This is a genomic window from Shewanella sp. (assembly GCF_041630135.1).
In the GTDB taxonomy this organism is placed as follows: Bacteria; Pseudomonadota; Gammaproteobacteria; order Enterobacterales; family Shewanellaceae; genus Shewanella.
The window spans coordinates 1-14509 of the sequence record NZ_JBFKLW010000055.1 but is presented as its reverse complement, the minus strand read 5'-3'; the positions used below and the strand labels follow the sequence as shown (position 1 = coordinate 14509).

General features: G+C 53.7%; 7 protein-coding genes and 1 pseudogene. 3 read left to right on the top strand and 5 right to left on the bottom strand.

The features are described 5' to 3' along the window. Positions 1 to 182 precede the first annotated feature (182 nt). Positions 183 to 2831 (top strand): family 16 glycosylhydrolase, encoded by a 2649-nt coding sequence (locus ABYK60_RS14135; protein WP_372872666.1) that lies wholly within the window; start codon positions 183 to 185, stop codon positions 2829 to 2831. 87 nt (positions 2832 to 2918) lie between these two features. Beyond that, on the top strand, positions 2919 to 5948 hold the full coding sequence (locus ABYK60_RS14130; RefSeq protein WP_372872665.1) for a TonB-dependent receptor: 3030 nt from the start codon (positions 2919 to 2921) through the stop codon (positions 5946 to 5948). Between the two features lie 83 nt (positions 5949 to 6031). Here the strand turns inward: ABYK60_RS14130 and ABYK60_RS14125 are convergent, their stop codons facing one another. The 5 genes from ABYK60_RS14125 to ABYK60_RS14105 all read right to left on the bottom strand — a co-directional run bounded on the left by ABYK60_RS14125 (position 6032) and on the right by ABYK60_RS14105 (position 14088). Then, on the bottom strand, positions 6032 to 6850 hold the full coding sequence (locus ABYK60_RS14125) for a DUF2797 domain-containing protein (RefSeq protein WP_372872664.1): 819 nt from the start codon (positions 6848 to 6850) through the stop codon (positions 6032 to 6034). A gap of 183 nt (positions 6851 to 7033) precedes the next feature. Next, complete coding sequence (locus tag ABYK60_RS14120) at positions 7034 to 9937, bottom strand: TonB-dependent receptor (RefSeq protein WP_372872663.1); 2904 nt, start codon at positions 9935 to 9937, stop codon at positions 7034 to 7036. Positions 9938 to 10355: 418 nt separating this feature from the next. Further along, positions 10356 to 11357, bottom strand: a complete 1002-nt coding sequence (locus tag ABYK60_RS14115; protein ID WP_372872662.1) for a LacI family DNA-binding transcriptional regulator — start codon at positions 11355 to 11357, stop codon at positions 10356 to 10358. Positions 11358 to 11380: 23 nt separating this feature from the next. Continuing rightward, positions 11381 to 12715 (bottom strand): glycoside-pentoside-hexuronide (GPH):cation symporter, encoded by a 1335-nt coding sequence (locus tag ABYK60_RS14110; protein WP_372872661.1) that lies wholly within the window; start codon positions 12713 to 12715, stop codon positions 11381 to 11383. Positions 12716 to 12729: 14 nt separating this feature from the next. Next, on the bottom strand, positions 12730 to 14088 hold the full coding sequence (locus tag ABYK60_RS14105) for a GH1 family beta-glucosidase (protein WP_372872660.1): 1359 nt from the start codon (positions 14086 to 14088) through the stop codon (positions 12730 to 12732). Positions 14089 to 14302: 214 nt separating this feature from the next. On the opposite strand from ABYK60_RS14105, the pseudogene ABYK60_RS14100 reads away from it, so the two are divergent. Then, positions 14303 to 14509: pseudogene (locus ABYK60_RS14100) on the top strand (glucose/galactose MFS transporter); the annotation flags it as partial.

Below are 14509 nucleotides of genomic sequence, written 5' to 3'. Positions count from 1 at the left end.
CAGGTTACTCTTTCATCTCGAATTGTGATTTTATCTGAAAAATCCCGCTTGATTTTTACACATTCTTTACTTAGTTTATACAAATGTAAGCGCTTACATTGGGTTTCGGAAGAAATCATCAGCAGTAGTTGGCGCAGGGGATTTGAATTTATTCATAAAACACAGTGGGTTGGGCTCCGAAAATGATGAAGAATTCCGGAACGAGCAAGTACCTTTCCCTTGGACTGCTTGCGGCGGCGCTGCAAGGGTGTGGGGGAGATACCAATACCAGTACCGATTTGGCCTCGGTCAATCTTGATGGCCCGGCTACGGGCTGGGAACTGGTGTGGAGTGATGAGTTTGATGGCAGTAGCATAGATGCGGCCAAATGGGCACATGAGGTAAATTGTGCCGGTGGGGGTAATCAGGAGTCTCAGTGCTATACCGCAGATGAGGCAAACTCTTACGTCGCCGACGGTATGCTTAACATAGTGGCGCTTAAGGCGCCTGATGGCGCCGAAAAGCCCTACACTTCGGCAAGGCTTAGCACCAAGGGCAAGGCAGACTTTACCTTTGGCCGCATTGAAATGCGTGCCAAGCTGCCGTCGGGGCAGGGCAGCTGGCCAGCTTTCTGGATGCTGCCTACAGACAATGTTTACGGCATCTGGCCCAGAAGCGGTGAAATTGACATCGTTGAAGCCGTGAATCTTAAAGCGGCAACCAATGAGGGCAGCCCTGAAGCCTATGTTCACGGTACTCTGCACTACGGCCGTGAATGGCCCAAAAATGAGCAGTCAGGCAAGGCCTATTTGCTGCCCAAGGGAGCAAATCCGGCCGATGACTTCCACACTTATGCCATCGAGTGGCAGCAGGGAGAAATTCGTTGGTATGTGGATGACTACCTCTATGCCACCCAGCGTAAATCTGCACTGAGGTACAACGCCAAGGGTGAGGCAGTCGGCCTGGCTCACAAAGGCTGGTTTACCGAATATTATGATCAGTCCAGCGGTGATTTGCAGCTCAGCTGGACTGATGCACCCTTCGATGAAAAATTCCATCTTATCCTTAATTTTGCTGTAGGGGGCAACTGGCCGGTCTCGGTAAACGAAACCGGTATTGATGAAGCCGCCTTTAACGAAAACAACAGATATCAAATTGATTTTGTGAAGGTGTATCAGTGTGCTGCTAACCCGGATACGGGTAAGGGTTGTGAAACTGTGCGTCCGGGCTACGACAACCCGGACGATGCGCTGGTGGAAGGCAAGGCCCCGGTACCTGTGCCCCCCTCAGATGGTACCCCGAAAGATTTACTGATTTTTGACAGTACTCCCAACCCCAACTGGGCAGCCTGGGATTGCTGCGGCGGTTCAACCCCTTCATTGGTGGACGATGCCGATAAGGGCGCGGTTTATCGCTTTGTGGTAGGCGACAGCCCGACGGTGAATGGCTTTATCAGTCGCGCCGCCTTTATCACCGACCCTGCCGGTGTCCCAAGCCCATTTGATGCGGCGCCCATTGAAGCAAGCGGCGTATTAAGCTTTGCCATGAAAGTGGTCAGTGCACCCGCCAATCCCGGCTCAACCTGGATGATGAAGGTTGAAAGCAACGAAGGTGCGACCGCGGTTGAACTGCCGCTGACTGCAAGTAGTGAAGCTTTGGCGCCGGCCACGGGTCAGTGGCAAACCTTCAGCTTCCCGCTGTCTGAGCTTGCAGCAAAGGGCCTGGATTTGTCGGCCATTGACGTGGTGATGGTGTTCCCCGCCTGGGGCACTGGCAGCGGCGCCGAATATCTGCTGGATGAAGTGAAGATAGCCCGTCCCAATGCTAGTCTGCCTTCACTGACTATCTTTACCGACAACGAGAACCCTGACTGGCCGATGTGGGACTGCTGTGGTGGCTCCACACCGCAGGTTGTGTCCGATGATGCAGAGCACGGCATCGTGTCTGAGTTCAGCATTGGTGCCAGCCCCACAGTGATGGGTTACATCAACCGCACCGAGCTTGGTGGAGGTGGCAATCCTTTTGATGCCTCATCTCTGTATGAAAGTGGCCTAATCCAATTTGATCTTAAGGTTGTTACCGCGCCCAACACCGCCGATGCACCCTGGTTGTTCAAGGTTGAATCCAACAATGCGGCTTCTGCGGTGGAACTGCCATTAACCAGCAGCATTGAGGGTGTGGTGCCATCTGCCGAGTGGCAAACCTTCAGTTTCCGTTTATCGACGCTGGCCGATGCGGGGCTCGATTTGAGTGCCATCGATGTGCTGATGGTGTTTCCTGCCTGGGGGCAGGGTGAAGGGGCTGTATATCGTATTGATAATGTAAAAATTTATCAGCCAGGCAGTGGTACCTCGTCTGCTTTCAGTTTGTTTGCTGATGCGGTGGCGGATGCCTGGTCAATCTGGGATTGTTGCGCTGGCTCCACTCCCACGGTTGAAGCCGACGATGTCGCCCATGGCGCTGTGGCCGAATACGTGATTGGCGCCCAGCCAACGGTAGTGGGCTTTTTCGCTGATGATGGTGTCTATCACGATGCGTCTGGCGCTGTGGATACCGGCGTGGTGCGTTTTGAGATGAAGCTGGTCTCAGCACCAAACGATTCAGGCTCGGTGTGGAAGTTCAAGATTGAATCCGGCGATGCTGCCACCGCAGTGGAGCTTAATCTGACCGATAGTCAGGAAGGCGCTGCCCCCGTTGTTGGGCAGTGGCAAACCTATACCTTCCCGCTCAAAACCCTGGCTGATATGGGGCTGGATACCAGTGCTATTGATGTGGTGATGGTGTTCCCTGCATGGGGTACCGGTGAAGGGGCTGTGTTCCGTCTGGATAACGCACTCATAGGCACGCCCTGATACATCCAACCTTTGCATGAATGGGAATGGCCCACCGGATCCTGTGAACTATCCGGTGTGGCCGCAGCGAAAGAATAAGAGGCAATTATGTTAGATAAGGCATTTAAGCGAAACCGGTTGTCTGCCGCGCTGGCAGCTGTTCTCGGCGTTGGCGTCATTCCACTGGCATTGGCGGCCGATGAGGCTCAGATCCCAGCCGACGACACCGTTGCTGCCCAGAGCAGCGCAGAAGAAGAGACGATAGAAGTTATTGAGATCCGTGGGATCAGAGGCAGTTTGTATCGCTCAATGGATTTAAAACGTGGCGCGAATGGTGTGGTGGATGCGATTTCTGCCGAGGAGCTTGGGAAATTCCCCGACACCAACCTCGCGGAATCCTTGCAGCGGATAACCGGGGTCACGGTCAGCCGTGCCAACGGTGAGGGCAGCCAAATCACGGTGCGCGGCTTTGGGCCCGAGTTTAACCTTATCACCCTTAACGGGCGCCAGATGCCGGGCACCGGCTACACCCGCTCATACAACCTTGAGAATCTGTCATCCGAGGGCGTAAAAACCCTGGAAGTGGTGAAAACCGCCCGGGCTGATGTGCCCACCGGTGGTCTGGGCGGCACGGTTAACATCATTACCCATAAACCGCTGGATAACCCGGGGCAGGCTTTTACCTTTTCAGCCAAAGGCATCTACGACGAGTCCAATGTCGTTGGGGATGATGTGACGCCCGAGCTGGCGGCGATTTACAGTAACACCCTGATGGACGACCGCTTTGGCGTTATGGTTTCCGTATCCCATCAGGAGCGTGATTTCCAGCAGCAAACCGCCAACAGTCAGGGCTGGATTGCCCAGACCGACAACGGCCGTTTGCCAACACTGGCGCCCGACCGGGGTATCGATAACCGCGCCCGCGACAGTGAAGGCAATCTGGTGTCTTTGTTCAGAGATGCAGAGGGTAATGAAGTTGCCCCGTTCTTTTTCCCGCGGGATATGAACTTCAGCATCAATGATGTGGAGCGTGAGCGCACCAACGGCATGGTTACCCTGCAATTTGTGGCCACCGATAATCTGGTTCTGACCGCCGACTATGTGGCGACCCGGGCGCTCACTGCCGCCAACGGCTTTGGCTGGGGGATCTGGAACTCCTCAACCGATGGCGCTCCTGTGATTGGCTATGAGCTCGATGCCAATGGCACCGCGCTTTACTCCGATATCCGCGGTGGTGATGGCTCTTTTACCGCCAATCGCAGCACCACTGAGGTCAATGCCGACTCTATCGGTCTGAATATCGACTGGAGCCCCAACGAAGCCTGGCGTTTCACCCTGGATTATCATAACTCGACCAACGAAATCGATAATGGTGCCGATACCGGCCTTGGCAGTGCCGGCCAGGTGATTTTGGGTTCAGATAAGCTGATTTCCAAAGTCTATGACTATCGTTCGGGTGAAGTGCCTCACTTCCTCATTAACTGGAAAAATGGCACCAACCAGTTGGATGCGGGGGATATAGACTCCAACTTCAGCCAGTTTATTCATTCCCCCGGAAAGAGCGAAATTGAGCAGGTGCAGTTCAACAGCAACTGGTATCCCGAGTTCAGTGAGCATTTGGTGAAAGTGGATTTTGGCGCGGCTTACACCAAGCAGACCATGTCAGGCACCACTGCCTGGAGCGGCCTGCGCGGTGGCCCGGGCTTTAATCCGTCCTATGCGGAAATTTTCCCCGATGCCATGTTTACGCTGCAGGATGCCTCAGGCCTGCTTGATGCCCTCGGTGGTGGCGGCAGTACTCTGATGCCCGATTACTACTACACCTTCAGCTTCGATGAGGCCGTAGCCAGACAGCTTGCGTTTATCACGCCTGAGGTAGCCGGTGACAACTATTACTCCATTGACCCCTATTTTGATGGCATAGACAGCGCCAGCCTGGTGGAAGAAAAGACCCTGGCGTTGTACCTGACTACTCAGTGGGGCTTTGATATTGGTCAGGTACCTGTGACAGTGAATCTGGGACTCAGGTATGAGCAGACTGACGCTTCAAGCACAGTGAAACAGCGGGTTGAGAATCAGGTGGTGTGGGCCAGTCCAACCGAGTGGATCATGCAATATGTCCCCGGCGGTGACGATAACTATTTCACCCAGGGGGGCGACTATGATGTCTGGCTGCCGATGCTGGATATCAGTGCTGAGCCTTTGGAGGATGTGGTGGTGCGCTTCTCGGCAGGCAAGACCATTTCCCGGCCGCTGCTTGGCGATATGGTGGCGGGCAGAAGCTTGAGTGGCAGCCCCAAAATCGGTGCCCGCCGCGGTAGTTTGGGTAACCCCGGGCTATTACCGCTGGAGTCGGTGAACCTGGATTTGTCGTTTGAGTATTACTATGGCGAGGCCAGTTACGCCTCTGTGGGCCTGTTTAAGAAATATGCCGATAATTATGTGTCCCAAAAGACCACTCAGCTAACCATTGACGGTCTGCACGACGTTTATAACAGCCCACGCTATCAGGAGGCCGTCAGTCAGTTGGAGGCCGCAGGCACGCCGGTCAGTGAAAACAGCATTTTTGCGCAGATGATAGCCAATGGTCACGGCAATGCCGATGGTCAGATAGTGCCGCTGGATACCGATCCGCTGATCGTATGGGATATCACCAGCCCCTTTAACAGCGACAGCAAAACGGTGCAGGGGATCGAGCTGGCAGTGCAGCATGTGTTCGGTGAAAGTGGTTTTGGTGTGGGGGTAAACGGTACCTTCGTTGAAGGGGATGTGACCTACGACCCTTATAATCTGGCGCCGCAAAACCCGCTCAGTGGTATCGGCGATTCGGCCAACTTCCAGGCCTTTTACGAGAAAGACGGCCTGTCAGTGAAGCTCACTTACGCCTGGCGTGACAGCTATCTGATTGGGGTTGGGCAGTCTCAGGGCTCGGCGGATGCGCCGCCGCAGTATGCCAAGGCCTTTGGTCAGCTCGACGCCAGCATCAACTATGATGTGAATGACTATCTGACGGTGTTCTTTGAGGGCATTAACCTCAACAACGAAACCGAGCAGGGCTACGGCCGCTTTGAAGAGCAGTTCCTGTTTGCCCGTCAGTACGGCAGCCGTTACTCACTCGGCGCACGGGTGCGTTTCTAAGGTTATGACTTAAAACAGTGATAGATGAAAAACGCCGGGCATTGCCCGGCGTTTTTATTTGGCTGGTGAAATGTGAGTCTGGCTCAGCACTCAAAACTGATTTCGTAGCCCGTATATTTGCGGATATTGATAACACCGGTATCAAAAATCAGATATTGCCCTTTAATGCCGGTCAGCACAGCATCAATAAGCGGCTCTTTGTCGAGGTTGAAAGATTTCACCTTAGTCGGGAATTCATTAATCGGGAAATCAATGGCTTGTGCTTCAGTGCACAGCAGCTGCACCGCATCCTGACCAAAGTCCGTGCGGATAGTCTCGATAACCGGCGCCACTTCGGCGAGTAAACGCGACGCCTCGGCTGCCAAATCCATGGGGGCATTGTTGCCCTTGAGCATGGCCTGCCAGTGGGTCTTGTCGGCCACGTGTTTGGCGATTTCCACTTCAATCAGGCCAGAGATCTTACGGCTGGCCACCTTAAGGATAGGCAAGCCCTGGGTAGCGCCCTGATCTATCCAGCGGGTAGGGATTTGTGTGTGGCGGGTAATACCCACCTTCAGGCCTGAGGTATTGGACAAATACACAAAATGCGGCACGAAACAGTGGCTGTCGCCCCATTCAGGCTCGCGGCAGGTGCCCTGATCGTAGTGGCAGGTTTCGGGCTTTAAGATGCACATATCGCAGCTGGCGAGCTTTTGCATGCACACAAAGCAGTGGCCTTCAGAGTAGCTTTTCTTGGTCTTCTTACCGCAATTACAGCAGTAGATGTTGCCGGAATAGATAAGCTTCAGTGGCTTGCCAATCAAGGGGTTGAGGGCGATTTCTGTATCACCCACCGGCAGCCGATAACTGGCCAGACCCTGCTCGTCGAGCCCGGTGCGCATTTTTCGTAAAGTTCCTTGCATAACACTCTCAATGGCAATGGAGCCGTCCGCCCTGACGGTGGCTCTTTTTGATGTTGCCCAGAGTGTACCAGCCTTGGCGGTGAAGATAAAAAAAGCCGCGGCAGATGCCGCGGCAAAGACCTCACCCTTGGGCCGCTACCTTGCGGTATTGGCCCGGGGTTTTCCCACTTCAGTACACAAAGGTTAGAAGCTGTAACGTGCGCCAATGGCGTAACGGGCGGCATTCTGCTGCGCCAGCAGCATTTGCTCTTCGTAACGGCCGTAGACGCGTTTTTCCTGCTCCAGAATGTTGATGCCTTCAGCGAATATGGACAGGTTGTCGGTGAGCTGGTAGCTCACGCTGACGTCCAGCTGGCCATAGGCCTCGGTGAACTGGGGAGCTGGACCACCTGCTTCTGCCTGACCCATGCCAGAGAGGAAGGTGTCACGCCAGTTATAGGCCAGACGACCCTGCAGACCATCCTTCTCATAAAACACGGAGAAGTTGGCGGAGTCAGACATACCGGGCAGGGCAAACTGCTCGTCCACGCGCTCTACGTCATACTCGGTATCGCCATCCACCAGGGTGTAGTTGGCGGCGAAACCAAAACCTGTGTCCCAGAACCAGTGTTGCCAGGCAAATTCAAGACCGTTGATGGCAAGGTCTTCAACGTTGTTTGGCTTGCTGATGTTCCACTCCGCAACCGGATCGGCATCTGACTGAGGCAAGGATTCTATTGCAATACCATTGACGCAAGTTACCAGCATACAAATCACAGCTTCGTCACTGGGCGTTTCACCGTTAGCAATCAGCTCGGCACGGGCTGCTTCGGCACCAGGACCTATGTAGGGGTCACGCAGGTGATCGAACTTCGCAGTCTCAATGGTGTTCATCAGGAAGTTTTCCACTTCCTTGTTGAAGTACCCCACAGACACGTAGCTGGCGTCGTCGTAGTAGTATTCCAGCGACAGGTCGATGTTATTGGAGCTGAATGGCTTCAGCGATGGGTTACCGGCAAAACCGGTACGCGAGCCGACTTTTGGAATAGGTGTCAGTGCTGTGGTGGCGCGCATTGAGCCCAGGGTTGGGCGGGTAATGGTGCGACTGTAGGAGAAACGCGCCATGACGTTTTCCATCACTTCCAGATTGATATCGAGATTTGGCAGAAACTCTTTGTAGTCATGGGTTTCATGGCTGAAAGAGAAATCTTCTGCCAGTACGGTCTCCCATTCAGTAGCGTTGATCCACACCAGTTGCTGCGCTTCTTTTTGCATTGAGCTGGCGGTGACATCGGTTTGCTCATAGCGTAAACCTGCAACGATATTCAACGGCATATTGTTGAATTCGCTGTCGATGTTCACCTGCACATAGGCGGCAGTGGTATCTTCTTTGATCAGGTGGTCGTCCTGCCAGGGAGCCGACACGTACTGTTCGTTCTCCAGTGCCTGAGCCTTGTCCATGGCCGCCTGCTGATCGTAGGTGTAGTAGTAGGGGATCAGCATGTCATTGCCGCCGCCGCTGAAATCAGACAGGAAGTCACTGCCCAGACCCACGTAACTTACGTCATCCTTCCACAGCCCCATGTTGCCATACCAGCCGGCGCTGATGGGGCCGGTGTATGAACCCTGAGCATGGGTTTCCATGGAGGTGAAAGACACACCAAAGTCGATGGAGGAGACGGCATCGCTGTTTTCGTTTATCCAGCGACCATCAAACTGATACTGGTCTACGTCGGTTTCGTTACGGCCTGCGCGTACTCCGGCAAACAGAGAAGCATAGTGCTCAGGCAGCAGATGCGGTTCGCCATTGGGATTAAGGCTGGCGTAGTTGGCGCCAAGCAGCGGGATCTCGGTGCCGGTGGCATCGTAGGTCTTGTCGGCTACGTTCAGAGCACCGAGGATCAAGAAGATATTGTCGGCGTTGTTGCCCAGGCTGCCTTCGGCGGTGGCGTTGGAGTTGTGGGCATCGAAGCTCAGTTCGAGGTTATCTGTGGCTTGCCATTCAATGTTGAAGCCCAGTGACTTGTTGATATTGTCGGAGGCATTCTGGTGCATGGTGCCTGAATAGTCGCCGCCTACTTCGGTCACATAGTCAAAGGTACCGTTTTCGTTGATATGGGCATAGGTGGCGTTACCCGGACCCGAGAACCACAGCCCCCAGGTATCGGTATTGGATACATCTGACAGCTTGGAATAGGTGTAATCCAGGGTCATTTCTAGCGCATCGGATGGTGCGTACTGGAACACCAGCTGGGCGTTGGTGCGCTCACGCTCGGTGTCCTGACTGGCAAAACCTATATTACGGGCATAAAAGGTGTTGCCGTAGGGGTTTTTGTTCTCGTTAACCACCACTGCGTTGGGGTTCAGTTCACCATCAATGTTCTGGCGCCAGCCGGATATGTTGGCGTTTTTGGTATTGCTGTCACGCTTCTGGTAAGAGGCGTTGAAACCCAGCCCCAGGGTGTCATCCATGAAGGTGTTGCTGAAAATACCGGAGATTTCAGGAGTGATGGCGCTGCCATCTTCCACGCTGGTATCGTGATGACCTTTGACACCGACAGTTGCCACCAGATCGCGGGTGTCGAAGGGGCGGGCGGTGCGGATGTTGATGGTCGAGCCTATGCCGCCTGAACTGATATCGGCCTTACCGGTTTTGTAGATTTCCACGCCGCTGACGGCGTCGGATGCCAGATTGGCAAATTCGAATGAACGGGTCGATTCACCGGCCACCTGGGCGGTAGGCATGGTGCGGTTATTGAGCAGCACCAGGTTGAAGTCGGGGCCAAAGCCACGCACAGTGACCTTGCTGCCTTCGCCGTTGACACGGTCGATGGATACACCGGTGATCCGCTGTAAAGACTCAGCCAGGTTAGTGTCGGGGAACTTACCTATGTCTTCGGCGGAAATGGCGTCAACCACACCGGCGGACTGGCGCTTGAGCTCCATGGCTTTCGCCTGTGAGCCGCGCACACCTGTGACCTGGATAACTTCGATATCGCCTTCAGCCGCTGGGGCTTCTTCGGCAATGGCGGGTAGGGCAGACAGCAAGCCCAGCACCAGAGATACTCTGGTCGCCAGCTTTGATTTTTTGAATTCTAATTGTCGCATCAGGTTCCTCTCCCAGAGACCCGTGACCGCAATGCAGCCCGGGACGCTATTGTTGTAAAGCTTACAGGTTTGCATACCACTTCGCCTGCAAGTGTAAATGTAAGCGCTTACATAAATTATGACGGGGATACAGATATGTCAACTGGCTGCATGTCAAATGTTGTGAAAATGTAGACGGGGCGAAAGGTGATTATGGAGGATGTAGATTTATTAGTGATTGTAATGTCTGTGATTTTTTTGTTTTGTTGCATTTGGCTTACCGCTGAAAAAAAAGTGTAAGCGCTTTCATTTGTTGGCTTGAGCCAGTATCTGTATTGGGCATGGTTGATGCGAAAGAGGCAGTGTAAAAAAGTATCGGCAGCCATAATTGGCCGCCAATACCTTCAGTTTACAGAACACGGGTCACACAGAACCGGCATCACGTCACTGCAACCACAGATTCGCGAACGACCAGCTCAGGTTCAAAACGGTGGTTGAAGCCGACATCACGATTGTCGTAAACCTCTCTGAGCACCCAGTTGGCGGCCATGCGTCCCATGTCCTGGATTGGGTTACACACAGTGGTGAGTTTGGGCGAGATGTAGCGGGGGAAGGGGATATTATCGAAGCCCACAAAGGAGATATCATCCGGTACCCGCAGGCCCCGCTCGAGGCACAGGGCGATGGCACCGGAGGCCATCTGATCGTTGGCGCAAACCACAGCGCTGAAGGGGACGCCGCGCGCAAGCAATGCCGCCATGCCCTCAAAGCCGCCTTCTTCACGGAAATCGCCTTCAAAGAACAGGGCCTCATCGAACTCAAGGCCTTGTTCAGCCAATGCCTGCTTATGGCCCTCGAGACGCTCTCTGGCGTCGAGCTTGAACAGTGGACCTGATATGTAGGCTATCTCGCGGTGCCCGTGCTCGAGTACATGGCGACTGGCAAGTAAGCCACCCTGCAGGTTGTTCAGGTGCACGCAGCGCTCTTCAATGCCATCCACATGGCGGTTTATCAGTACCACCGGAGTTTTGCCGTTGCACAGCTCCTGCAGGTACTCATTGGAGAGTATTTCGGCGTCTACAATCAGGGCGTCACAGCCGCGGGACAGCAGAAATTCCACCGCCTCCCGTTCCTGAGCGGCATCACTGTGGCCGGCGGCAATGATTACGTGCTTATTGGCGGCGCGCAGTGCCGATTCCACTTCCCGCATCATGGGGCCGTAAAAGGGACCGTCGAGCTGGGATACCAGCACTCCAACGCTGTTGGAGCGATTGGATGCCAGAGACTGGGCTATGGTGTTGGGCCGATAGTCCAGCTTTGCCATGGCATCATGGACTTTTTGGCGGGTCTTTTCGCTGACTTTGCCGGTGTTGTTGACTACCCGGGAGACGGTCGCCAGCGACACGCCTGCCAGGTAGGAAACGTCATAAATTGTGGCCATAAGAGCTGGCTTTCCTTGAACTGCTATGTGCCTGAATGTTTTTGTTCCAGCGCGATACTGATTTGGGCAACGCGTTGGCCATCCAGTGTATAGTGTCGCATCACAAAGGCAACCGCGATTGAAGCAAGAGCCGGATACAGAGTGAAGCAAAGCAGCATGCCATCGAGGGTTTCCTGACTCTGGCTGATATCCGCCTGATAGCCGTAGGCAGCCAGCAACCAACCGGCGAGCGCACCACCAATGGCAAGACCCAACTTGATAAAGAAAATCACTGAAGAGTACACCAGGCCTGTGGTGCGCACGCCGGTTTTATACTGGCCATAATCTACGGTATCAGCCATTTTGGCCCACAGCAGCGGGGTGCCCATGTTGATGGTGAAGTTCCAGGCGACGTAGAGCACCAGTGCCAGCAGATACTGCTCGCCGGGCACAAACCAGGCCAGAATACAGAGCACTGCGGCAATCAGCTGTAACCGGATATAGGCCTTGACCTTACACACTCTGTCGGCGAGTTTTTTCGCCAGTGCGACTCCGACAATGTTTGCCACAACACCACTGGTGACAAACAGGCTGATCATGTCCTCGCGACCGAGAAAGTATTTTACATAGTAAATTGCCAATGTTGATTTGAGCACCAGCCCGGTGAGCAGGAAAATAGCTGCCGCAGACAACACCCGCCACTGATCGTTTGCCCAAAGCGCTTTGACAGCAGCCTTAATGTTCTCACTGTTGTCGTCTGTGCTGAAGTCGCGCTCTTTGGTGCCGGCAAAACAAAGCAAAAACATAAGGGTGCCAAGGATGCTCATGGCAAGAATGGTCAGCTGGTATCCTTTTGCTTTGTCGCCTTGTCCAAAAAAGTCGACCAGCGGCAGAGTAAGCGCGCTGACCATGAGGCCGCCCAGCATGGCAAACACAAAGCGGTAAGACTGTACTGAAACCCGTTCAGCCGGGTTGGTGGTCAGGGCGGCGCCAAGTGCGCAGTAGGGAATGTTAATGGCGGTGTAGGCCAGCATCAGCAGGGCATAGGTGAGCAGCGCGTAGATTTCTTTGCCGTTTTCGGTCAAATCCGGGGTGGTAAAGGCCAGTACACTGATGGCACCGAAGGGAAAGGCAAACCATAGCAGGTAAGGTCGGTAGCGGCCCCAGCGGGTGTTAGTGCGGTCGGCAAGATAGCCCATCAGTGGGTCTGTCACTGCATCCATAATGCGCACGGCCAGAAACATTGTGCCGACAAAGGCTGCGGAGATCCCGAATATGTCGGTGTAGAAAAACGTCAGAAACAGCATGACGGTTTGGAATACTATGTTGCTGGCGGTATCACCAAGCCCGTAGGCAATTTTTTCTCTGATGCTCAACATGGCGACCTCCTTTCTTATTTTTGGCTCAGTGCTTGTCTGTATGCAAGCATTCCCTGATAGGCCTTGGCACTGGATTTAAGTGTGCGCTGCTGAGTGGTGTAGTCTACGTAAACCAGACCAAAACGTTTGCGGTAGCCCTCGGCCCACTCGAAGTTGTCCATCAGACTCCAGGCAAAGTAGCCTTTAACATCCACGCCATTTTCAATGGCATGGTGCACTGCCAACAGGTGTGATTGCAGGTAGTCCAGTCGCATGGGGTCATGTACTTCACCGTTGAGCAGTGCATCATCCTCGGCGGCGCCGTTTTCGGTGATATAAATGGGGGGCAGGTTAAATTCCTGCGACAGATCTTTGAGCAATTCGGTAAAGGCACCGGGGCAGATTTCCCAGTCCATGGCGGTGCGGGGTACATTGTCAATGCGCACATCCTCAAAGCCCAACTCGCCACCGGCCTGATATACATTGCGGGTGTAATAGTTGATACCCAGATAATCCATATTGATTTTGATGATGTCCATATCACCGGCGAGTATCTCTGGGCGCTCAGCTTCAGACAGACTGTTGATGATATCCGGGTAACGTCCTTCCATCAGGGGCATCAAATACCAGAGATTGTGGTATTCATGCGCGAGCCGAGCTGCTTTGATGTCCGCATCGGACGATGTAAAGGCATATGCAGGGCTGAAATTAAGCACTATGCCAGCAAGAGCCTTTGGGGCATGACGGCGGATTTCTGCCATTGCCAGACCATGCGCCAGCAGCAAATGGTGGGCGGCCACACGGCCTTTCTTTCTGCTTTTGTGCCCGGGGGCATGGATCCCGACCTCGTAGCCCAAAAAGGCACTGCAAAATGGTTCGTTGAGGGTGGAATACGCATAAGCCCTGTCTCCCAGTTCCTGAATCACAAGGCGGCTATAGTCGGCGAACGCAAACGCGGTTTCCCGGTTTTGCCATCCACCTTTATCTTCAAGGTGTTGTGGTAAGTCCCAGTGATACAGGGTAACAAATACCTTGATATGATGCCGGTTCAGTTCATCGAGCAGGGCGATATAGAAGTCCATGCCGCGGCGGTTCAGGCTGCCATCTTCGTTTATTACCCGGCCCCACGAAATTGACAGGCGGTATACATCAACGCCCAGGGATGCTATCAGAGCCACATCCTGCTTCCAGCGATTGACGTGATCACAGGCAGTCTTACCATCCGAACCATCGGCAATATTGCCGGGTATGCTGCAAAAGGTATCCCATATGCAGGGCTGACGGTGCTGATAGTCACCTTCAATCTGAAACGAGGCAGTGGCAACCCCAAAAAGAAAATCTTTTTGCATCATGGTGGAATCACCCGGCAGGGTGAAAGGCTGTATTTGGTTCATTATTTTTCTATTCCTGATCCCGACCCCGGCTAAAGCCCTTGCATCCTGTGTACATCAACCTGTGGTAGTGAATTTCACGGCCAAAATAGGTTGACAAGGGTTAACGCAGTGTTAAAAATGAAAGCGCTTACATTAATCTAGTGGCAGAACCTCAAAAGGTCAATCACCAATGAGTTCCATACTGCCAAACGCCGTAATTTTGAGGGGAGATACGATGGCAACTGCGCCCAGTCCAAGCGTTACCGCAACAGGGGTCGGTGGCGATAAAGATAACTATCGCTTTGCACTGGCATCACTGACCACCTTGTTTTTTATGTGGGGTTTCATTACCTGCCTTAACGATATTTTGATCCCGCATTTAAAGGCGGTGTTCAATCTCAGTTATGCCCAGGCAATGCTTATTCAGTTCTGCTTTTTTGGT

What these genes read in the sequence shown, in the direction of transcription:
- ABYK60_RS14135 (WP_372872666.1), top strand. Translation starts at nt 183, where the DNA reads ATGATGAAGAATTCCGGAACGAGCAAGTACCTTTCCCTTGGACTGCTT.
- ABYK60_RS14130 (WP_372872665.1), top strand. Translation starts at nt 2,919, where the DNA reads ATGTTAGATAAGGCATTTAAGCGAAACCGGTTGTCTGCCGCGCTGGCA.
- ABYK60_RS14125 (WP_372872664.1), bottom strand. Translation starts at nt 6,850, where the DNA reads ATGCAAGGAACTTTACGAAAAATGCGCACCGGGCTCGACGAGCAGGGT.
- ABYK60_RS14120 (WP_372872663.1), bottom strand. Translation starts at nt 9,937, where the DNA reads ATGCGACAATTAGAATTCAAAAAATCAAAGCTGGCGACCAGAGTATCT.
- ABYK60_RS14115 (WP_372872662.1), bottom strand. Translation starts at nt 11,357, where the DNA reads ATGGCCACAATTTATGACGTTTCCTACCTGGCAGGCGTGTCGCTGGCG.
- ABYK60_RS14110 (WP_372872661.1), bottom strand. Translation starts at nt 12,715, where the DNA reads ATGTTGAGCATCAGAGAAAAAATTGCCTACGGGCTTGGTGATACCGCC.
- ABYK60_RS14105 (WP_372872660.1), bottom strand. Translation starts at nt 14,088, where the DNA reads ATGAACCAAATACAGCCTTTCACCCTGCCGGGTGATTCCACCATGATG.